Below are 20995 nucleotides of genomic sequence, written 5' to 3' on the forward strand. Positions count from 1 at the left end.
TCGCTACGCCGATCCCGATTCGCTCGGATCGTCCTCGTCCGCAGCCGCGAGTCGGATCTCCTCGACCACGCGCCGCTCGCCGTCGACGTACTTGTAGCGGACGCCCGGCTCCTCGTCCTCGGTCGCCCTGTGCGAGCCGTCACAGAACGGGAAGCCGTCGCTGAGCCCGCAGCGACACACCGCGATGTCCCCCTTCTCCTCGTCGATGTCGTCCTCGTCCACCCGGATCGGGCCGGTCGCATCGAGCGTGACTTCGCGCACGGCCGGGCTTCGCGTCCGAGGCCCATCACTTCACGGGGGGCGGCGGCCGGCGGGACGGACGGGTACGCCCGGCCGGACACGGTCGACGTGTCGACGCATCCGTACCGGTTAACACGGTGCCGCCGCAGGAGGTGGTATGGGAAAGTGGCGACGGCGGACGGCGGCGTACCTAGGTGCGCTCGTCGTCGTCATCCTGGTGTACACGGTCGCGTACCACGAGGCGATGGCGACGTTCGAGGGACGCGAGCAGTCGTTCGCCCACTCGCTGCAGGTCGTCGTCGAGACGTTCACCACTACCGGGTTCGGCTCGGACGCCCCGTGGGAGACGACCGAGATGAACCTCCTCGTGGTCGCGATGGACCTCACGGGCGTGTTACTCATCTTCATGGCGCTCCCGGCCTTCGTGTTCCCGCTGTTCGAGGAGACGCTGTCGACGACGGCCCCGAGGACCGTCGAGGACCTGGCCGGTCACGTCGTCATCTGCGGACACACGCCCAGGGGGCGCGTGCTCCGCGACGAGCTCGTCGCCCGCGACGTGCCGTACCTGTTCGTCGTCGCCGACGAGGACGAGGCGACGGCCGTCTACGACGGCGGCGAGGAGCACGTCATCCACGGCAACCCCGAGGAGATCGACGCGCTACGGCGCGCGAACGTCGGGACGGCGCGGGCGCTCGTCGCCGACGCCGACGACGAGACGAACGCGAGCGTCGTCCTCTCGGCGCGCGAGTGCGTCGACGACGGCGACCTGCGCGTCGTGAGCCTCATCGAGGACGAGGACGTCGCCGACTACCACCGCTACGCCGGCGCCGACAGCGTCGTCTCCCCGCGGCGCCTGCTCGGGGAGAGTCTCGGGTCGAAGGCGACCGCGAGCGTCGCCGACGAACTCGGTTACGGCGTCGAGATCGGCGAGGACTTCCAGATCGCGGAGCTGCTGGTCCACCACGGCAGCCCGCTCGTCGGGGAGACGGTCGCCGAGTCGCGGATCGGCGAGCGCACCGGCGCGAACGTGCTCGGCGCCTGGGACGACGGCGAGTTCGAGTCGCCGCCCCGACCCGGCCGCGTCATCGACGAGCACACCGTCCTGCTCGTCGTGGGCACCGAACCGGAGCTGGAGTCGCTCAAGGAGCTCACCCTCTCGGAGACCCGCACCCGGCGCCGCGGCTCGGTCGTCGTCGCCGGGTACGGGATGGTCGGCCACAGCGCCGCCGCGGAGGTCCGGCCGACCGACGAGGTGACCGTCGTCGACCTGGAGGACGCCCCCGGCGTCGACGTGGTGGGCGACGCGACCGACCGCGAGACGCTGGAGACCGCCGGCGTCGACGAGGCTCGGGCGGTCGTGATCGCGCTCGACTCCGACACGACGACCATCTTCGCGACGCTGGCGGTGAAGCAGGTCGCCCCGCAGGTGGAGGTGATCGCCCGCGCGAACGACGTCGAGTCGGTGCCGAAGCTCTACCGCGCGGGCGCCGAGTACGTCCTCTCGCTGTCGACGGTGTCGGGACGCCTCCTCGCCTCCCAGCTGCTCGACGAGGAGGTGCTCCGGCCCGAGACGCAGGTGGACCTCGTCCGGACGCGGGCGCCCCGGCTGGAGGGCCGGACGCTCGCGGAGGCGGACGTGCGCGCCGAGACCGGCGTCACCGTCGTCGCCGTCGAGCGCGACGACGACCTGCTCACCGACATCGGTCCGGCCACCGAGCTGATCGCCGGCGACAGGCTCGTCGTCGCGGGGACCGACGACGCCGTCAACCGATTCAACGAACGGTTCTGCTGACGATCGCACGGGAGTCACTCGGGCGAGCGCGTTCGTTACCTGGATCGGCGATCCGCCGACGGGGGCGACGCGGAAAGCGGCGCGACCGGCGACAGCGCCAACACCCACGCCGCAAGCAGGAGGGCACCGACCAGCTCCGGGATCGCGATGCCGTCGCCGAGATCGAGCACCGCGATCCACCCCCACCAGGCGCCGAGGTGGACGACGGGCGCGACGAGGAGCGTTCGTCCGACGGCCGTGTCGCGTCGGCGGAGGCCGTCGACCGCGAGCAGGGCCGTGAGGCCGAGGAAGAAGCCGATCGCGACCGGGACGTGGAGCGCGCTGTCGGACGGGAACGCGCCCACGCCGGCCATGAGCAGCGAGACGATCCCGAACAGGACAGCGAGCGCTCGGCCGGCCCGGTCGCCCGCGGTCGTCCACACGGCCCACGCGTACGGGAGGGCGACGACGCCGCCGGCGAGGAGCCCGCCGTTGAACGCCGCGGCGACGAGGGGGTCGCCGGCGACGCCGAGATCAGAGAGGGCGTTGCCGGTCCACGAGAACCACGGCGCCGCCAGGACCGCGATCCCGATCCCGCCGAGGGCGAGCGCGATCGAGGCGACGCCGGAGGCGGCGGCGATCCGGCGCGGGGAGCGGGACACGGACGGGTCCACCGTCCGGAGCGTCTTGGCCGTTGTCCAACGGTCGGAGACCGACCGCGCGTGGGAACCGAGCCGGCCGGCCGAGGCCGGGGCGATCGGCACGGTCGGGCGCGTTACTCCCCGTCGCCGACGTGTTGGCCCCAGAACCCGGGGAACTTCGTGACGGTCACGTCGCCCTCGACGGTCGCCTGACACGAGAGCCGCAGCCCCGACTCGGGGTCGTGGGGCGGAACGCGCAGGCGGAGCCGCTCCCGACGGGTCGGCTCCGAGACCGCGCCGTCGACGTGGACCGCGCAGGTGCCGCAGGTGCCGTGGCCGCGGCAGTTCAGGTCGTTCGCGCGCCCGTTGTGCGGCGACAGCCCCGCCGCCAGCAACACGTCACGGAGGACGTCGCCGCGCTCGCAGTCGATCCTGGCGCCCGCGAATCGAACGGTCGGCATGGGTCGCGGTACGCGTCGGAGCGACAAATAGCCGGGGCGCCGCGCGTCGCGGATCGCGGGCGAGTCGCCGGCGGGCCCCCGTGGCGAGCGTCCCGCCTGCTCGGGGTCGACGCCTTCCGCCTCCCGAACGCTTTCCCCGCGTACGCACCCACCTCCGTCGATGACCGAACTCGACCTCCCGGCGCTCGGCCTCGGCACCTCCGCGAACGACGACTTCGAGGAGTGCGCCGAGACGGTGAAAGCGGCGCTGGAACTCGGCTACCGCCACGTCGACACCGCGCAGATGTACGACAACGAGGCGGCGGTCGGCGAGGGGATCCGCCGCGCGGACGTGGCCCGCGAGGACGTGGTCGTCGCGACGAAGGTCCACCCCGACAACCTCGCGTACGACGACGCGAAGCGCACCGCCCGCGAGTCGCTGGAGCGGCTCGGCCTCGACTCCGTCGACCTGCTGTACGTCCACTGGCCCATCTCGGCGTACGACCCCGAGGGGACGCTGCGCGCGATGGACGAACTCCGCGAGGAGGGGCTGTGCGACCACGTCGGCCTCTCGAACTTCACGCCCGACCTGCTCGACGAGGCGCGGGAGATCCTCGACTCGCCGGTCGTCGCCCACCAGGTCGAGTGCCACCCGCTGTTCCCGCAGGAGGAACTCCGGGCGTACGCCGTCGAGCACGACCACTTCCTCGTCGGCTACTCGCCGCTCGGGCGCGGCGAGGCGCTGGACGACCCGCTGCTCGCGGAGATCGCGGAGAAACACGACACCGGCACCGCCGCGGTCTGTCTCGCGTGGGCGTTCGCCCAGGAGGCGCTCGTGCCCATCCCGAAGGCGACCGGCGACCACCTCCGCGCGAACTTCGAGGCACAGGAGCTGGAGCTGGACGAGGAGGACCTGGACCGCATCGCCGAGTACGAGGTTCGCGAGCGTGTCATCGACCCCGACAGTGCGGCCTGGAATCGGTAGTCGCGCCGCGGGACGGCCGGTCCCGGTCGTGAGGACGGGGCGACCCGTCGGCCACCGCCTCGCGCGTCGACCCGAACGTTTGTATCCCGGCGGGCGGGACAGGTGCGCGTGTACAAACGCGGTCACCTCGGCGTCGCGATGCTGACGCTGGCGCCGATCACCTTCTGGCTGCTGGTCGGCGGCTACCCGGCGTTCGCCGTCCTCGTCGCCGGCACCGTCCTCTATCTCGCGATGCTGCCGGACATGGACCACCGGGTCCCCGGGATCTCCCACCGCGGGCCGACCCACTCGCTGCTGTTCGCGGGCGTCGTGGGCGCGGTCTTCGCGGGCGCCGCCTCGCTCGTCGAGCCGGTGTTCTCGGTCGCGGTGCCCGGCGGCGTCTCGATGGTCGCGTTCGGCTTCCTGCTGGGGTTCGGCTCGGTCGTCGCGCACCTGCTCGGGGACGTGATCACGCCCGCCGGCGTCAACTTCCTGTGGCCGTACCCGAAGGAGTGGTCGCTATACCTGACGTCCGCCGACTCCACGCTGTGGAACTGGGGGCTGTTCGCCCTCGGCGTGTGCGCCATGGCCGGCGCTGTCGCGCTGGCGGTGCGTGGCGTCCCCGTGTGAGGCGCCTCCGCTCCCGGCGGTCGCGCCCCGCCGATCGGCGCCCCCCAGCACAAAGCATATCACCCGACCGCGAGGATCCGGGATATGCTCCTCCTCCAGAGCAGCGGCGGCGGCATCGCATTCCTCATCTGGCTGCTGTTCACAGCGGTGTTCCTCTACGCGGTGTACTGGACGTACAAGGACGCCCAGCGAAACAGCGATCAGCCGGCGTTTCTGTGGGCGCTGGTCGTGTTTCTCGCGCCGATGTTGGGGCTCGTTCTGTACTTCCTCCTGGGCCGTGACTGACGACGGCGGCGACCCGAGTCGCCGGATCGGGGGTAGCACTTTACTCCGGGTCGCCGAACCCACGCGCATGAGCGAGGAGTCACCCCGACCCGAACTGCTCGACGACGCCCAGCGACGCTTCCCGGTCCCCGACTACGACGAGGTGCCCGAGGACATCCGCGAGCGCCTCGACGAGGAGACCGCGCGCGCGGGCTTCACGCCCAACGTCATGTCGGCGCTCGCGTACAAGCCCAGTCACTTCCGGGCGTTCATGGCGTTCCACGACGCCCTCGTCGACGACACCACCCTCGACCGCGAGGAGGTCGAGATGATCGTCGTCGCCGTCTCCGGGCGGAACAACTGCCTGTACTGCAACGTCGCCCACGGCGCGCTCGTGCGCATCTACGCGGAGGACCCGCACCTCGCGGACCAGCTCGTGTCCAATCACCGCACCGCCGACGTGAGCGACGCGCGCATGGCGATGCTGGAGGTGGCGGTGAAGCTGACCGAGGAGCCGGACGCCGTGACGACCGAGGACCTGGATCTGCTGTACGAGGCGGGCTACACGCAGGAGGAGGTGTGGGACATCGGGATGGTCGCCGCCTTCTTCAACCTCTCCAACCGGATGGCGACGTTCGCCGACTGGCGGCCCAACGAGGAGTTCTACGGGATGGGTCGGTAGAGAATACTCTCGATCAGTCTACCGATTTTATATGCCGATGTCAGTATGATATATCCAGCATGGATAGGTCGGACGAACCATCTTGGGCAACTGTCCTTCGTGCCCTATACAATGGTGAGCGTTCGACGGTGAAGAGGTCACCAGCGAAAGACCGAAAAGTTCTGAGATCTGAGCAGATATTTGATCGGATTGATCTCAATCAGGAGGAAGTTGATAATGCAGTAGAGTATCTTATTGATGCAAATTTGATAGAAGAAGGTCAATCCAGAACGGACCCATATCGATTGACAAATAGAGGATTTGAAATCGCTCATCAGAGAGCAATAAATAATCGCCAGATGAATAGGGAAGATCAGAGGAGTCAACGTCAGCACGGAATAAACCGTGCAGTTGCATATCTGACAATTGGGTTGCTTTTGGTTGGGTTATTTGATTTGTTTGTATCTGGATATTCGAATATAGGTACTGCTGATTGGCAGATTTCTCTGATGATGGTATTAGCAGGAGTTGTTGTACTTCAAATAATTTGGACAGTTGGAAAAGAAGAGGTGCTATTCGAGGAGGATAGAAAGGCTGTGAATTTCACAACAATAGTGTCGAGTAGCGTACGTGGTTTGTATGAACGCTTAATCAAAAATCTGAGCAAGGCTGATAAGGATCGCAAGGAGGGCGAAGGCTCCAAAGAAGATGGGAAAGAGCGAGAGAAAGAGATCCATGGTTCCTGAGAATGGACCAGAACTTGGAGCGAGATCAGTGAGGGTATTGAAAATCGGAATCATAACTATTGCTAATAGAGCGATAGTTATCGCACCAATAATAGATCCAAACGCTTCCTCAGTATTCGACATACTCACCGATTGCAAGCGCTGATAAAATCTGTTGGGGTCCCCAATCAAGCGAACTCCCTATCTTGTGGACTCGACCTCGTACTGCTCGGGCACGGCCGCGATCAGGTCCAGCGGGTCCGCGTCGCCCTCGACGACCGCCTCGTCCGCCTCGTGGTCCGCGGTCGCCTCCTCGACGCCGTCGACGCCCGAAAGCGCCTCGACCACGTTCGCCTCGCAGCCGCCGCAGGTCATGCCGGTGATCCGCATCGTCGTCGTCATGGACGTCGGTAGCGGTCGGACCGGCATTCCTGTTTCGGTCGCGGAACGGGGGGCTCCGGTATCTGCGGGACGATCCCCGTGACGCTTTGGAATCCAAAATATCCTCCGGTGAAAACCGGCGGGTTCGAAGGCACAAACCGCATGAGTGTGGCCCCCGTAGTACCACGTAATGAGTGACCGACGGACCGTCCGGATAGACGTCGGCGGCATGACCTGCGCCAACTGCGCCGCCACCATCGAGGACGCCGTGGCGGACCTCGAGGGTGCGACGGCGACGGCGAACTACGCGACCGACGAGGCGACCGTGGAGTACGACCCCGAGCGCGTCTCGCTGGCCGAGGTGTTCGACGCGGTCGAGTCGGCCGGCTACGACCCGATCGCCGAGACCGTCACCGTCGGGATCACGGGGATGACGTGCGCGAACTGCTCGGCCACGATCGAGGACGCCGTCGGCGACCTCCCGGGCGTCGTCCGCGTCGACGCGAACTACGCGACCGACGAGGCCACCGTTCGGTACGCGCCGTCGGTGACGACCCGCGAGGACATCTACGACGCCGTGGAGGCCGCCGGCTACGGGCCGATCCGTGAGGACGGGGCCGCCGGGGCGGACGGCGCGAGCGGGGGGGACGGGCAGTCCGCGAAGGACGCCGCGCGCAGCGCCGAGCTCGCCCGTCAGCGCCGGCTGACGTTGTTCGGCGCGGCGCTGTCGGCGCCCCTGCTCGCGATGCTCGTGCTTGAGCTGTTCGCGCCCGGGACGCTCCCGGAGGAGATCCCCGGCACTGGCCTCCACATCGGATGGGCGGCGTTCGCGCTGGCGACGCCCGTGCAGGTGCTGCTCGGCCGGGAGTTCTACGAGAACTCCTACACCGCGCTCGTCGTCAACCGGCGGGCCAACATGGACGTGCTCATCGCGCTTGGGTCGACAACGGCGTACGGCTACTCCGTGATCGCCCTGCTGGGCGTGCTGCCGCAGGCGGGGCTGTACTTCGACACGGCCGCGCTCATCCTCGTGTTCATCACGCTGGGCAACTACCTCGAGGCGCGCTCGAAGTCGCAGGCGGGCGAGGCGATCCGCTCGCTGCTGGAGCTGGAGGCCGACACCGCGACGCTCGTCGAGGACGACGGCACCGAGCGGGAGGTCCCGATCGACGAGGTCGCCGTCGGCGACCGGCTGAAGGTGCGCCCCGGCGAGCGCGTCCCGACCGACGGCGTCGTCCGCGAGGGCGAGTCCGCCGTCGACGAGTCGATGGTGACCGGCGAGTCCGTCCCCGTCGGCAAGGGGCCCGGCGACGAGGTGATCGGCTCGACGGTCAACGAGAACGGCGTGCTCGTGATCGAGGCGACGAAGGTCGGCGAGGAGACGGCGATCCAGCAGATCGTCGAGCGCGTGAAGGAGGCGCAGTCGCGCCAGCCCGACATCCAGCGGGTCGCCGACCGCATCTCGGCGTACTTCGTGCCCGCGGTGATCGCCAACGCCCTCCTGTGGGGGACCGTCTGGTTCCTCGCCCCCGAGACGCTGGCGGGCGTGATATCGGCGCTGCCGCTGTGGGGACTCGCGGCCGGCGGGCCCGCCGCCGTCGGCGTCACAGAGTTCGCGGTGCTGGTGTTCGCCTCCGCCGTCCTCATCGCCTGTCCCTGCGCGCTCGGGCTGGCGACGCCGGCGGCGACGATGGTGGGCACGAGCATCGGCGCCCAGCACGGCGTCCTCTTCGAGGGCGGCGACGTGCTCGAACGCGTCCGCGACACCGACGCCGTCGTGTTCGACAAGACGGGAACGCTCACGCGCGGCGAGATGACCCTCACCGACGCCGTCCCCGTCTCGCCGGCGGCGGACGGCGCGGTGTCCGCCGACGAGGCGGAGGGGACCGAGGCGGCCGAGGAGGCCGATCTGGCCGACGAGGGGGTCGCCGGCGACGCGACCGAGCGCCTGCTCGCGGCCGCGGCGACCGCGGAGAACGGCAGCGAGCACCCGATCGCCGAGGCCGTCGTCGCCGGCGCCCGCGAGCGCGGCGTCGAGCCGGGCGACCTCGACGTGCTCCAGAACGTCTCCGGGAAGGGGATCCGGGCGCGCACCGAGCACGGCACGGTCGTCGTCGGCAAGCCCGAGCTGCTGCGCGAGGAGGACGTGGACCCCGAGCCCGCGCTGGAGACGATGCGCGAACTGGAGTCGGAGGGGAAGACGGCGATGCTCGTCGGCGCCGACGGCGAGTTGCTCGGGGTATTGGCGGTCGCCGACGAGGTGCGCGAGTCGGCCGTCGCCGCGGTGGAGGCGCTCCGCGACCGCGGGATCGTCGTCCACATGATCACCGGCGACAACGAGCGCACCGCCCGCGCGGTCGCCGAGCGCGTCGGCATCGACCCCGAGCGCGTCCGCGCGGGCGTCCTGCCGGAGGACAAGGCCGACGCCGTCGAGGCGATCCAGGCGGACGGCTCGCGGGCGATGATGGTCGGCGACGGCGTCAACGACGCCCCCGCGCTCGCCTCGGCGTTCGTCGGCGTCGCCATCGGCTCGGGCACCGACGTTGCCATCGAGGCCGCCGACGTGACGCTGATGCGCTCGGATCCGGCGGACGTGGTGAAGGCGATCAACGTCTCGGAGGGGACGCTCGCGAAGGTCAAGCAGAACCTCTTCTGGGCGCTCGGCTACAACACCGCGATGATCCCGCTGGCCTCGCTGGGGCTGCTCCAACCGGTCCTCGCGGCCGCCGCGATGGCGTTCTCCAGCGTCTCGGTGCTCGCCAACAGCATGGCGTTCCGCTCGTACGACCCCGACGAGCGCTACCGGCTGCTGGGTCGGTTCCGCTGAGGTCGGCCCGGTCGATATCGCCCGCCGCGGTCGGGCGGGGCGATCCCCCGCGCCGGCGCCCCGCGTCCCGCCGCGCTACAACACCCCGAGCAGGAAGCCGAGCCCCAGCGCGACGAGCACTATCGCCGACACCGTCGGGAAGTGCTCGGCGTACCGCTCCATGCGGTCCTCGAAGCGTTCGTACCCCGCGACCAGCGCGAGCGTCAGCGCCGTGATCACGACGACGACGGTGCCCGCGTACGCGAGCATCAGTTCGAGACAGTGGTCCGAGCCCGCGCAGATGGCGATGATCTCGAACTCCTCCTCGTGGGCGAACCCGAGCACGAACGCCGAGACGGCGATGCCGTACAGGCCGTCGTCGGCCGAGAGGTCGTGATCGTGGGCGTGGCCGTCCCCGTCGCCGTGGTCGGCGTCATGGGTCCGACCGCCGCCGGCTCCCCCGTCTCCGACGATCGGCAGGGCGGTACGGAGCCGGGCGAGAACGCCACCCCCGTTGTCGTCGCCGGCGGCGTGATCGTGACCGACGCCGCGCCCCGTCGACGCGAGGTCGACCGCCGCGTGGAGCCGACCCGGGCCGTCGTCGACGGCGGCGTGGTCGCCCGCCGCGTGGCCGTCGTCGTCGCCGTGGTGACGGTGGTCGTGGTCGGCGACGTGACCGTGATCGTCGGCGTGGGAGTGCCCGTGTTCGGTCCCGTGCGAGTGGCCGTGTCCGCCGCCGCGGTACTCGCGGATCCCGAGCAGTATCAGGAGGACGCCGGCGACGACGCCGATGGGCGAGCCGATCGCGACGCCGGCGACGGTCATCGGCTCGGAGAGCCCGTCGAGCGGGACCTGCGTTTTCAGGAGAAAGAACACGCCGACGACCGCGAGACTGGAGATCAGGTGGCCGATACCGATGATCAGGCCGGCGGCGAGGCCGGCGATCCAGGCGTTCGCGCGGTCGAACGCGTACGCGGCGGCGATAGGCCAGCCGTGACCCGGCTCGGCCCCGTGGAGCGCCCCGAGCGCGAGCGATCCCACGAGCAGGCCGGGAGCGACGTCGTGAAGCACGACCGACGGTCGGCGACGCCGACCGAAAACGCCTGTTATGACCCGATCGGGGCGGCCGTAATACCGAAACGCCGAACCGCCGGGGGCGACGAGGGACGGCCATGCGAACGAGCCTGAACGTCCCCGACGACGCCCTCGCGGAGTTCGACGCCGTCGCCGAGGCCGAGGGGTTCGACTCCCGGTCGCGGGCGCTCCGCGAGGCGATGGCCGAGTACGTCGAACGCCACACGCGGCTTGAGGACGCCGCCCGCGAGGTCGCCGCCGTCGTCGCGTTCGACTACGTCCACGACGAGGTGATCCGCGACCTCCACGGCGTCCAACACGACTACCAGGACGTGATCACGACCACCTCCCACGTCCATCAGGGCGAGTGGTGTCTGGAGACGGTGTTCTGCCGCGGCGACGCCGACCGCGTGCGCGAACTCGTCTACCGCCTCCGCGACTTCGACGCGGTCCGGCGGGTCCGGGTGCTCTCGCTGGTCGGCGGCGACGACCGCTGAATCGGCGAACCGCGGGATCGTCACCTCCCTGAATCGGCGAGTCGCCGGCCCCCCTACAGCGTCCCCTCCTTCCCCATCTCGCGGATCTCGGCGGCCCGCTCCTCGATGGCGGCCCACTCCTCGTCGTTCTTGTCGTCGACGTGGGAGTACATCAGCCCCATCCGACCGGTCCCCCGGAGGGTCCCCTCGTTTTCCTTCAGGAAGTCCCAGTAGAGGGCGTTGAACGGACACGACCCCTCGCCCGTGGTCTTCGTGTGGTGGTAGGGGCACGAGGAGCAGTAGTCGCTCATGCGGTTCACGTAGTTCGCCGAGGAGGCGTACGGCTTCGAGGAGAGCGCGTCCGTCGCGAACGACCCCATGCCGACGACGTTCGGCGTCGTCACCCAGTGGAACGCGTCGACGAAGCCGAGGTGGAACCAGCGGTTCAGCTCGCCCGGGTCGACGCCGTAGATCAGCGCGAAGTTCGAGAGGACCATCAGGCGCTCGATGTGGTGGGCGTACCCGTGCTCGCGGACGTGGCCGACGGCCTCCGAGAGGCAGGTCATGTCGGTCTCGCCGGTCCAGTACGCCTCCGGGAGCGGTTCGGTCTGGCCGAGTTGGTTCGTCTCGTCCATCCCGGGCATCGACTCGCGGTACACGTGGCGCATGAACTCACGCCAGCCGACCACCTGTCGGACGAACCCCTCGACGGAGTTGAGCGGGATCGCGGGGGAATCGCCGGCGGCACCGTCCTCGCGTCCGGCACGATAGGCGTCGACCGCGGCGTCGACGACCTCCCGCGGGTGCAACAGGCCGAGGTTGATCGCCGGCGACAGCAGGGAGTGATCCAGCGCCCACTCGCCCTCGACCATCGCGTCCTGGTACGGCCCGAACTCGGGGAGGCGAACCGCGACGAACTGTTCCAGCGCCTGCAACGCCTCCTCGCGCGTGACGGGCCAGCGGAAGTCCGCGAGGTCCGCGCTGCCCCAGCGTTGGTCGTACCTGTCGACCACGAACTCGTGGACCTCGCGCGTGATCGCGTCCGGCTCGAACTCCGGGACCGGCGGGGGCGACCAGTCCCCCGGCGGCGTCTCGCGGTTCTCGTCGTCGTAGTTCCACTCGCCGCCGACGGGGTCGCCCTCGTCGTCCAGCAAGATCCCCGTCTCGCGGCGGACGTGGCGGTACCAGTGCTCCTGTCGGTAGGTCCCACCGTCGCTGGTCCCGTCGCCCCCGGCCGCCGACTCCCCGCGGGAGGCGACCCACGCCTCCCAGTCGGCGGGCGTGGTGAGGAAGCCGTCGTTGGCGACGAGGGTGCAGTCGCCGCCGCGCTCCTCGACCATCTCGCGGAGGCGGTCGCCGGCGCCGTGGCTCGCCGGGCGCTGGAGCACGAGCGAGTCCCCGGGACGCGCCTCGAAGTAGCGATCGAGGCCGTCGCCGAACGACTCGGCCTCGAGATACGTCACGTCGTAGCCGTCCGCGCGGAGGTCGTCCCGGAGGTGTCGCATCGCCGAGAACACGAGCGTGAGCTTCTGCGGGTGGTACGGCATGCGCTCGGCGAAGCCGTGCGCCTCGATCATGAGGACGTGGTCGTGATGCTGGAGCGGTGCGGCGTTCGGGTTCAGTTGATCGCCGAGGAGCCAGACGGTCATGGGTGGGTGTGCGCGCGGCCGGCCCGGCCGCCGAGGACCGCGGCGGCGTCGGCGCGGGCGAGCCGTCGCGAGCGACGAACCGATCCACGACCGCCCGACGCAAGGGCGTTGCGGCGGCCCCGACGCGTCCGACCCGGTCCGTGAGCTACCGTTCCCGGGTGTCGCGGCGGGCGGCCCGCTGGGCCGACTCGCGGTCGGCGACCGTCTCGGCGTCGCGCTCGCGTTCGCGCCTGACCAGCAGGTACAGCACGAACGGCGCCGCGAGCGCGAGCAGCAGGAACGCCGCGAAGGCGATTCCGACGCCGGCCATCTACCCGAGGAACACGTCCACGAGGTCGCTGCCGGCGGAGCCGGTGTCGCGGTACAGCTCCGAGTAGCCGCAGTTCGTGCAGGAGACCACCCGGAAGGAGTTCGTCTGGATGTCGAACATCTTGCTCAGCCCGCCGCCGGTGGTCGATATCGTTCCGACCTCGGCGTCGCCGTGGCCGCACTTGGGACAGCCGTCGTCGCTGTCGATGGAGGGCTCGGATGCCATACGACAGCGTTCTCCGGGACGCAGAATAAGTCTTGGGCGGGGGGTTCTCGCCGGCGGGGACGGGCTGACCGGCCGTCACCCGTCCCGACGGCGTCGCCCCGTTACTCGCCGAACTTCTCCTTCTCGCGCTCGCGCAGCTCGATCCGGCGGGTCTTCCCCGAGGAGGTCTTGGGCAGCTCGTCGACGTACTCGACCCGGCGGGGGTACTTGTACGGGGCCGTCTCCTCCTTCATGTAGTCCTGTAGCTCGTCGGTCAGCTCGTCGCTGCCCTCGTAGCCGTCGGCGAGGACGACGTACGCCTTCACCACGTCGCCGCGCTCCTCGTGGGGGGAGCCGACCGCGGCCGCCTCCGCGACCGCCTCGTGGGAGACGAGCGCGTCCTCGACCTCGAACGGACCGATGCGGTAGCCCGCCGAGAGGATGATGTCGTCGGCGCGACCCTCGAAGAAGAAGTACCCGTCCTCGTCCTCGCGGGCCAGGTCGCCCGTGCGGTAGTACTCGCCCGAGAACGTCTTCTCGTCCAACTCGGGCTTCTCGTAGTACTGCTCGAAGATGCCCGGATTGCCAACGGGAACCGCGATCTCGCCGATCTCTCCCGGCTCGACTTCCTCCTCCTCCTGGGTGTCGATGATGGTGGTGCCGAGGCCGGGCGTCGGCTTGCCCATCGACCCCTCCTTCACGTCGATTCCGGGGTAGTTGGAGACGAGACACACCGTCTCGGTCTGCCCGTAGCCGTCGCGGGGGGTGATGCCGTAGGCGTCCTGCAACGCCTCGATCGGCTCGCGGTTGAGGGGCTCGCCCGCCGACAGCGCCTCTTTCAGCGGCAGGTCGTACTGGCCCAGGTCGGTCTGGGTGAACATCCGGTACTGGGTCGGGACCGCACACAGGCGGGTGACGCCCTCCTCCTCCATCACCGAGAGGAACTCGTCGGCGTCGAACTCGCCCTCGTACAGCAGCTGGCTCGCGCCCGTGGTGATCCCGACGCCGACGGGCGACCAGAACCACTTCGCCCAGCCGGTGCCGGTCGTCGCCCACAGCAGCTCCTCGTCCAGGTCGAGGTCGTCGTCGCCGGACTGCGTCCGGCTGCCCGCGGAGCTCTGCTCCGCGCTGTCGACCACGCCCGGCGCCTCCGTCCCATCGGCGGTGACGCCCCACCAGTAGGGGGCGTTCACCAGCTCGAACGCGCGCATCCAGCGGTGCTTGTGGAGCACCGGCTTCGGCTGGCCGGTGGTGCCGGAGGTGTAGTTGATGCTCATCGGGTCCTGTGCGCCCACGTCGGGCCCGTCGTGTTCCGTCCCGCGTCCGTCGAGCAGGTCGTCGAACGCGTGCCAGCCGTCGGGGCTCCCGTCCACCGCGATCAGGGTGTCGACGGGCGTCTCCTCGACGATCGGCTCGACCATGTCCACGAGCGACTCGTGGGCGACGACGGTCGTCGCCTGGCAGTCGTTCGCGCGGAACTGCAGGTCCTTCGGCTTGAGCATCTCCGAGCAGGGGACGACCAGCGCGCCGCGCTTGAGCACGCCCAGTTGGATCGCGAACACGTCCGGATGCCGCGGGAGCAGGTGCATCACGCGGTCGCCCTCGCCGACGCCCAGATCCTCGAGGGCGTTGGCGAAGCGGTTCATGTCGCCGTGGATGTCCGAGTACGTCCGCTCGGTCCTGGTTCCCTCGTCGTCGAGGAACGTGACGGCGACGCGGTCGCCGAACGCCTCCGCGTGGCCCTCGATGACCGAGGGGAGGGTGTAGTCGTCGGGGATGTCCCACTCGAAGTCGGCGACGGCGGTGTCGTAATCGACCGGCATACGCGGACCGTGGACAGTATAGGGAATAATCGTTTGGGTACCGTTTCCATGTGTCTGGGATCGGCGCGCAGTCGGCAGGATCGACGGAACGGGACCGACGCCGTCACCCGGGTTTTTGTCGCCTCCCGACGAGCCGGCGAGCATGGAGTACACCACCCTCGGCGACACGGGAATGACCGTCTCGCGGATCTGTCTCGGCTGCATGAGCTTCGGCGACCCCGAGTGGCGCGACTGGGTGCTCGACGAGGAGGCGGGGACCGAGCTCGTCGAGCGCGCGATCGAGCTGGGCGTGAACTTCTTCGACACCGCAAACATGTACTCCGACGGCGCCTCCGAGCGCGTCCTCGGCGACGCGCTCGCCGGGTACGACCGCGACGAGTTCGTCGTCGCAACGAAGGGCTACTTCCGAATGCGCGAGGACGACCCGAACTCCGGCGGCCTCTCCCGGAAGGCGATCCAGCAGGAGCTGGACAACTCTCTCGATCGACTCGGCATGGAGACGGTCGACCTGTACCAGACGCACCGGTACGACGACGACACGCCGATCGAGCAGACGGTGCGGGCGCTGGACGAGGCCGTCCGCGACCGCAAGGCCCGCTACGTCGGCGCCTCCTCCATGTGGGCCCACCAGTTCGCCGACGCCCTCCACACGGCCGACCGGCTCGGGCTGGAGCGGTACGCCACCATGCAGAACCACTACAACCTCCTGTACCGCGAGGAGGAGCGCGAGATGCTCCCGCTGTGTGAGCGCGAGGGGGTCGGCGTGATCCCGTGGTCGCCGCTGGCGCGCGGGTGGCTCGCCCGCCCCGTCGACGAGCTCGACGCGACGACTCGCGGCGAAAGCGAGGAGCACGCCCGACGACACCCGTATCTGGAGGGCGGCGGCGAGGAGATCAACGCCCGCGTCGGGGAGCTGGCCGACGAGAAGGGCGTGAAGATGGCCCAGATCGCCCTCGCCTGGCTGTTCGAACAGGACGCCGTCGACGCGCCCATCGTCGGGACAACGAGCGTAGAGCACCTGGAGGACGCCGTCGAGGCGCTCGACATCTCGCTGTCCTCGTCGGACATGGCGTACCTGGAGGAGCCGTACGAACCCGTCCGCGTCTCCGGCCACGAGTAGGACCCGGACGGAGAGACGGATTCCGAGGCGAAGACGGATCCGGGAGGGAAACCGATCACCACGAACGGTCCGACGGGCGCCGATCGATATTTATTCACTCCGGTATTCGATAAACATTCTGTCGATTCATAATAGTTCACAAACACCTATTGTGTATTAATTCTGAGTCCATGGTATGTCCCGACATGGACGACGAACCTTCCTGAAGGTGAGCGGCGGCGTACTCGGCGGCCTCCTCGCGGGCTCGACGGTCACCGCGGCCGAGCGGACGGACCGGTTCATCGTGAAGACGAGGGGGAACGAGACGCCGACCGACCTGGAGGTCGTCTTCGACCTCTCGGAGATCGGCTACGCGGTCGTCCACGGCAGCGAGTCGGACGTGAAGCGGTCGGAGGCCGTGAAGTCGTTCGCGCCCGACGTGGAACTCGACATGTCCGACCCGGCGGTGCGGACGCGGGCGTACGAGGGCGACGCCGACGACGACGACCTGTACCCGTACCAGTGGGACAAGCAGGCGCTGGACGTGCCGACGGCCCACGAGACGACGAAGGGGGAGGGGACCCGCATCGCGATCATCGACTCCGGCGTCGACGCGAGTCATCCGGACCTCGCCGTCAACGAGGAGCTGTCGCGCGATTTCACCGGCGACGGCCTCGGCGCGGGCGTCCCCGGCGGCGGCGACCACGGGACCCACGTCGCCGGCATCGCCGCCGCACAAACCGCCGGCACGACCGGCGTTGCGGGCACCGCGCCGGCGACGGACCTCGTCGACTACCGGGTGTTCTCCGACTTCGGGGGCACCAACGGGTCGTTCGCGACCATCGTCGCTGCGGTCCTCCGGGCGGTCGAGGACGGCTGTGACGTGGCGAACCTCTCGCTGGGCGCGTATCCGATCCCGAGACAGGAACTCGGGAGCTTCTACGGCGGCGTCCTCAACAAGGCGATGACGTACGCCAACAAGGAGGGAACGCTGCTGGTCGTCGCCGCCGGCAACGACTCCGCGGACCTCCAGCACGACAAGAACCTCATCAGCCTCCCGAACGAGGGCGCGCAGGCGCTGTCGGTCGCGGCGACCGGGCCGATCGGCTTCGCGGACGCCCTGTTCGACGGGGAGGGGCTCGAATCGCCCCCCGAAAGCCCCGCGTTCTACACGAACTACGGGACCAACGCGATCGATCTCGGCGCCCCCGGCGGCGACGCGGACGCCTCGCTGACCGACCCGGTCGACGGCGTCCCCGCGTACGCCTACGACCTCGTGTTCAACACGGTCACGACCGTGCTGACCGACGAGGACGGCAACTACGCCGGCTCCGTTCCCGGCTACGGCTGGAAGGCCGGCACGTCGATGGCGGCGCCGAACGTCGCGGGCGCCGCCGCGCTCGTCAAGAGCGCAAACCCCGAGTACGACGCCAACCAGGTCGAGAGCGCGCTCCGTCGGGCCGCCGCGGTCCCCGACGGCTACGACAAGACCTACTACGGGGCCGGCTTCCTGAACGTCGTCGACGCGCTCTGACCGTCGCGAGGGCGGCATCGACGGGCCGACCTGAGAACTGACCGGCGCCGATCTTTCTCCGTTGCCGGCCGCGTGCCCGGAGCGACCGCCATCGCCTGGGAGATCCGCCGCACGATCGGCGGCTCGGCGGAACCGGTACACAGGCCGGAACACGCCGGTTAGGCGCTGTACAACTAACTGGTATCCACTATGACACCATCGTCATGGCGTTCGTGGAGACGGCGACGTTCGAGTGCGGCGGCTGCGGCACCTGTGCACCGTCGACGTGGATCGACTACGACCGACTCGGGTATCCGATCTGCCCCGAGTGCGGTCGGGCCACCGGCCCGCTCGCCCGGCACGTCCGGTCCCGAGGGCGTCGGCGGCAGCGTCTCACCCACTGAACCGGGTCACGCGGTCGACGCCGACTCGGAGCCATCGCGTCGACGCGAGCGAACGCGCCGGACACGCCGCACCCCGGAGTCGGCCGCTGCGTTGACGATGCGGGGCCCCCAAGACGGACCTATGCCCTGGAGCGAGGTCGAGACGCCCGAGCGGTACGAGGAGTGGGAGCGAGCGGACGGGTACGCGACGCTGCGCGTGCGCGAACACCCGGACGGCAGCTACGTCGTCCGGCTCGACCGGCTCGAACAGGCGCCGGACGGCCGCGGCTACCGGCGCGAGCGGGTCGACGACCGCGAGCGCGCCGACGACCTCGTGTCGGAGTGGAAGGCGGCGTTCGAACTTCAGGAGGCGTGACCGGCCCGGGAGGCGGTCACTCCTCGTCGCTTTGGAACCGGCGTGTCGTCTCGACCAGCGGATGGCGCGCGTAGTCCATCACCTCGATGTCCGTGATCGACTGGAGCCCCTCCTTGCGGGCCGTCCGCTCCATGCCGAGCTCGACGTGGTCGGCGATCACGATGACGTACGCGTCCATCTCCTCGATCCCGAGGCGGTGGGCGGCCATCACGCGGTGGTGGCCGTCCGCGAGCACGAGCGTGCCGTCGTCCTCGAGTTCGCCGCTCGCGCTCGGGTTGTCGATGACGACCAGCGGCTCGGCGAGGCCGCGCTCCAGCTCGTAGCGCCGCCCCTCCAGCTCGTCGGCGTACACCCTCGCCTGCGTCGGGAGCAGGTCCGAAAGCGGGATCTCCCGCCGCTCCTCGGTGGTTGAGACGCCGTGGATCTCCTCGAGCGTGCGCATCAGCTTCCCAACCTTCTCGGGGGTCGCGCGCTCGATCTGCGAGCGGATCACGTCGGTGTTGGAGATGATGCCGACGAGGTTGCCCGCGTCGTCGACGACCGGCAGCTTCTGGATGCCCGACCGGAGGATAACCCGGGCGGCGTCGTTGATGTCCATCTCCGGGTGCGCGACGATGATGTCGTCGCTCATCACGGTGAAGACCGGCGCGTCGCGGTCGGCCGACAGCAGGTCGCGCGCGGAGATGAACCCCACCACGGTCCGTCCGTCGGTGACGGGGAAGCCGTTGTGGTTGCTGTCGAGGATGCGCTCGACGGCCTCCTCGACCGTGTCGTCGGGAGAAACCGTCGCCACGTCCCGGGTCATGTACCCCTTGACCGCCGGGGTCGACAGCTCGCTCGTGGCGTCGCTCATCGGTACGTCGTGCGGTTCGGCGGGGCGCGGGGTAAGCGTTCGCGTTCCTCACGGGGCGGACGGCCCCGGCGCGTCAGTCCTCGTCGGGGAACGAGAGGACGCGATCGGTCGCGTGCCGGGGAGCCTTCGGCGCGTCCTCGAGCGTCTCGAAGAACCGCTCGGCGACCATGTCGCGGACGATCTCGGTCAGCGATTCCGTCGAGTCGTCGCCCACGTCCGCGAGGATCCCGAGCGGGAGCTGCGCGCCCGCCATGTCGGCGTGTCCGCCGGCCGAACCCATCTGATCGAGCGCGTCGCGCAGCGTCTCGCCCAGGTCCAGGTCCGCGCCGCGGGTCCGCCCCGACGCGTAGACGACGCCGTCACGGTAGCCGTACACGAGGGTGGTGTTGACGCCCTCCATGTCCAGCAGGCGTTCGGCCGCCTGCGCGAGCGCGTCGCGGTCGGAGATCTCCCCGACGCAGGAGGCGACGACCGACCCGCGCCGCTCGCGCGCCTCGATGGCGCGCGCGAGCACGTCCAACACCTCGGGCGTGATGCTCGGCGACTCCACCCGGTCGAGGATCCCCGAGTCCGCGTGCGCCAGCAGCGACGCCGCGGCGTCGAAGTCCGCCTCGCTCACCTCGCGGGTGAAGTCCTTCGTATCGATCCGAATGCCGTACAGCAGCGCGGTCGCGACCTGCGTGTCCGGCGTCACCCCGAACCGGTCGAGGTACTCGGCCATGAGCGTGGAGGTCGCGCCCACGTCGTCGCGGAGGTCGACGAACGCGGCGTCGATCGGCTCGCGCGGCGGGTGGTGGTCGACGACGACGACGGGCTCGATCGCCGTCGGCAGCGAGTCGTTGACGCCCGGGCGCGAGTGGTCCACGAGCGCGAACCCGGCGAACTCCTCGCGGGGGTCCGCCTCGGGGTCGAGCTGCCGCATGTCGATGTCGAGGAGGTTGACGAGCGCGCGGTTCTCCTGGTGGGAGATATCGCCGTAGTAGCACGCCTCGGCGTCGACGCCGGCGAAGCGCGCGATCCGCACCAGCGCGACCGCCGAGGCGATGGCGTCGGGGTCGGGGTTGTCGTGGGCGACGACCGCGAGCGTCCCGTCGACCGAGCGGAGCGTGCGAACCAGCCCGCGGAGCCGGTCGGCGGTCGTCCCCGTCGCCACGTCGAGCACGCGGTCGGCGACGACGCCGATCGGGTCGATGACGCGGTCGGCCAGCCCCCGCAACGCCTTGAGGTCCGCCTCCGTCGCGTCGTCGCCGGCGTACGCGACGACGATCGCGTCGGGGAACCGCTCCCGTGCGTGGTCGGCGGCGGTGAGGTTCGCCGTCGCGGACGCGCCGGCGACGACCACGAGGTCGGCGTGGTCCGGGTAGTTATCCGGGTCGCACGGGTCGGCCTCCAGCGCGGCGACGTGTTCGTCGCGCAGCGCCGAGGCCCGCCCGCTGTCGTCGGTGATCACGTGGAGGTCGCCGGACCTGCCGGTCAACGAGTCGACGATGTCGTTGCCGACGGTCCCGCAGCCGAGCACCAGCCGACGCATTACAGGGGACGGTCGGCCCGGACCGGCAAAACCCTGCCGTCCTCGGGCTCCCGCGGCACGCGGCGGCCCCGTCCCCCAGCGACAGTGGACCGTGTGATCGTCCCCGTCGCCGACGACAGTGGAACCGTCTGACCGTCCCCGTCGCCGGCGGCGGCGACCGTCGAGACCGTCGACCGTGTGG

At 69.7% G+C, this 20995-nt stretch carries 22 protein-coding genes; 11 read left to right on the top strand and 11 right to left on the bottom strand.

All coding sequences use genetic code 11. The annotated features are described in order from the left end of the window. Positions 1 to 3 precede the first annotated feature (3 nt). Positions 4 to 261, bottom strand: a complete 258-nt coding sequence (locus tag K6T36_RS05730; protein ID WP_222922996.1) for a CDGSH iron-sulfur domain-containing protein — start codon at positions 259 to 261, stop codon at positions 4 to 6. A 136-nt stretch (positions 262 to 397) separates the two neighbouring features. Here K6T36_RS05730 and K6T36_RS05735 point away from each other — a divergent pair, with 136 nt between their 5' ends. Then, the gene (locus tag K6T36_RS05735) at positions 398 to 2032 is read left to right on the top strand and encodes a potassium channel family protein (protein ID WP_222922997.1); all 1635 of its coding nucleotides are present in this window, start codon (positions 398 to 400) and stop codon (positions 2030 to 2032) included. A 35-nt stretch (positions 2033 to 2067) separates the two neighbouring features. Here the strand turns inward: K6T36_RS05735 and K6T36_RS05740 are convergent, their stop codons facing one another. Both K6T36_RS05740 and K6T36_RS05745 read right to left on the bottom strand, forming a co-directional pair. Next, complete coding sequence (locus tag K6T36_RS05740) at positions 2068 to 2673, bottom strand: DUF998 domain-containing protein (RefSeq protein WP_222922998.1); 606 nt, start codon at positions 2671 to 2673, stop codon at positions 2068 to 2070. A gap of 113 nt (positions 2674 to 2786) precedes the next feature. Next, complete coding sequence (locus K6T36_RS05745) at positions 2787 to 3113, bottom strand: 2Fe-2S iron-sulfur cluster-binding protein (protein ID WP_222922999.1); 327 nt, start codon at positions 3111 to 3113, stop codon at positions 2787 to 2789. 160 nt (positions 3114 to 3273) lie between these two features. Between K6T36_RS05745 and K6T36_RS05750 the strand changes: the two genes are divergently transcribed. The 5 genes from K6T36_RS05750 to K6T36_RS05770 all read left to right on the top strand — a co-directional run bounded on the left by K6T36_RS05750 (position 3274) and on the right by K6T36_RS05770 (position 6357). Further along, a complete protein-coding gene (locus K6T36_RS05750; protein ID WP_222923000.1) occupies positions 3274 to 4077 on the top strand; it encodes an aldo/keto reductase in 804 nt (267 codons plus the stop codon). 108 nt (positions 4078 to 4185) lie between these two features. After that, on the top strand, positions 4186 to 4686 hold the full coding sequence (locus K6T36_RS05755; protein WP_222923001.1) for a metal-dependent hydrolase: 501 nt from the start codon (positions 4186 to 4188) through the stop codon (positions 4684 to 4686). An 84-nt stretch (positions 4687 to 4770) separates the two neighbouring features. Beyond that, positions 4771 to 4971, top strand: a complete 201-nt coding sequence (locus K6T36_RS05760; protein WP_390182324.1) for a PLDc N-terminal domain-containing protein — start codon at positions 4771 to 4773, stop codon at positions 4969 to 4971. 67 nt (positions 4972 to 5038) lie between these two features. Further along, complete coding sequence (locus tag K6T36_RS05765; protein ID WP_345778301.1) at positions 5039 to 5632, top strand: peroxidase-related enzyme; 594 nt, start codon at positions 5039 to 5041, stop codon at positions 5630 to 5632. Positions 5633 to 5691: 59 nt separating this feature from the next. Beyond that, a complete protein-coding gene (locus K6T36_RS05770; RefSeq protein WP_222923002.1) occupies positions 5692 to 6357 on the top strand; it encodes a hypothetical protein in 666 nt (221 codons plus the stop codon). Positions 6358 to 6537: 180 nt separating this feature from the next. Here the strand turns inward: K6T36_RS05770 and K6T36_RS05775 are convergent, their stop codons facing one another. Then, positions 6538 to 6738 carry a heavy-metal-associated domain-containing protein gene (locus tag K6T36_RS05775; protein WP_222923003.1) on the bottom strand — a complete coding sequence of 67 codons (201 nt, stop codon included), beginning with the start codon at positions 6736 to 6738 and terminating at the stop codon, positions 6538 to 6540. Between the two features lie 169 nt (positions 6739 to 6907). On the opposite strand from K6T36_RS05775, the gene K6T36_RS05780 reads away from it, so the two are divergent. Next, positions 6908 to 9544 carry a heavy metal translocating P-type ATPase gene (locus K6T36_RS05780; RefSeq protein WP_222923004.1) on the top strand — a complete coding sequence of 879 codons (2637 nt, stop codon included), beginning with the start codon at positions 6908 to 6910 and terminating at the stop codon, positions 9542 to 9544. Between the two features lie 75 nt (positions 9545 to 9619). Here the strand turns inward: K6T36_RS05780 and K6T36_RS05785 are convergent, their stop codons facing one another. Beyond that, entirely contained in the window at positions 9620 to 10594 is a 975-nt protein-coding gene (locus K6T36_RS05785; RefSeq protein WP_222923005.1) for a hypothetical protein, read from the bottom strand. Between the two features lie 101 nt (positions 10595 to 10695). Here K6T36_RS05785 and K6T36_RS05790 point away from each other — a divergent pair, with 101 nt between their 5' ends. After that, the gene (locus K6T36_RS05790) at positions 10696 to 11094 is read left to right on the top strand and encodes a CopG family ribbon-helix-helix protein (RefSeq protein WP_222923006.1); all 399 of its coding nucleotides are present in this window, start codon (positions 10696 to 10698) and stop codon (positions 11092 to 11094) included. Between the two features lie 53 nt (positions 11095 to 11147). Here the strand turns inward: K6T36_RS05790 and K6T36_RS05795 are convergent, their stop codons facing one another. From K6T36_RS05795 to K6T36_RS05810, 4 genes are all read right to left on the bottom strand, one after another. After that, the gene (locus K6T36_RS05795; protein ID WP_222923007.1) at positions 11148 to 12722 is read right to left on the bottom strand and encodes a cryptochrome/photolyase family protein; all 1575 of its coding nucleotides are present in this window, start codon (positions 12720 to 12722) and stop codon (positions 11148 to 11150) included. A 145-nt stretch (positions 12723 to 12867) separates the two neighbouring features. Next, the gene (locus tag K6T36_RS05800; protein WP_222923008.1) at positions 12868 to 13032 is read right to left on the bottom strand and encodes a DUF8143 family protein; all 165 of its coding nucleotides are present in this window, start codon (positions 13030 to 13032) and stop codon (positions 12868 to 12870) included. Beyond that, positions 13033 to 13257 (bottom strand): zinc ribbon domain-containing protein, encoded by a 225-nt coding sequence (locus K6T36_RS05805; RefSeq protein WP_222608496.1) that lies wholly within the window; start codon positions 13255 to 13257, stop codon positions 13033 to 13035. A gap of 101 nt (positions 13258 to 13358) precedes the next feature. Beyond that, positions 13359 to 15059: an acetate--CoA ligase gene (locus K6T36_RS05810; RefSeq protein WP_222923009.1), complete on the bottom strand. Its 1701-nt coding sequence runs from the start codon at positions 15057 to 15059 to the stop codon at positions 13359 to 13361. 142 nt (positions 15060 to 15201) lie between these two features. Here K6T36_RS05810 and K6T36_RS05815 point away from each other — a divergent pair, with 142 nt between their 5' ends. The 3 genes from K6T36_RS05815 (at position 15202) to K6T36_RS05825 (ending at position 18430) form a co-directional block, all read left to right on the top strand. Beyond that, positions 15202 to 16179 (top strand): aldo/keto reductase, encoded by a 978-nt coding sequence (locus K6T36_RS05815; RefSeq protein WP_222923010.1) that lies wholly within the window; start codon positions 15202 to 15204, stop codon positions 16177 to 16179. 175 nt (positions 16180 to 16354) lie between these two features. Beyond that, complete coding sequence (locus K6T36_RS05820; RefSeq protein WP_222923011.1) at positions 16355 to 17692, top strand: S8 family serine peptidase; 1338 nt, start codon at positions 16355 to 16357, stop codon at positions 17690 to 17692. A 504-nt stretch (positions 17693 to 18196) separates the two neighbouring features. Next, entirely contained in the window at positions 18197 to 18430 is a 234-nt protein-coding gene (locus tag K6T36_RS05825) for a DUF7543 family protein (protein WP_222923012.1), read from the top strand. 16 nt (positions 18431 to 18446) lie between these two features. Here the strand turns inward: K6T36_RS05825 and K6T36_RS05830 are convergent, their stop codons facing one another. Together K6T36_RS05830 and K6T36_RS05835 are read right to left on the bottom strand one after the other, a co-directional pair. Next, positions 18447 to 19283, bottom strand: a complete 837-nt coding sequence (locus tag K6T36_RS05830; protein WP_225935194.1) for a CBS domain-containing protein — start codon at positions 19281 to 19283, stop codon at positions 18447 to 18449. Positions 19284 to 19356: 73 nt separating this feature from the next. Then, a complete protein-coding gene (locus K6T36_RS05835; RefSeq protein ID WP_222923013.1) occupies positions 19357 to 20814 on the bottom strand; it encodes a DHH family phosphoesterase in 1458 nt (485 codons plus the stop codon). Positions 20815 to 20995: the final 181 nt, after the last annotated feature.

It is taken from the genome of Halobaculum roseum, from assembly GCF_019880245.1.
In the GTDB taxonomy this organism is placed as follows: Archaea; Halobacteriota; Halobacteria; order Halobacteriales; family Haloferacaceae; genus Halobaculum; species Halobaculum roseum.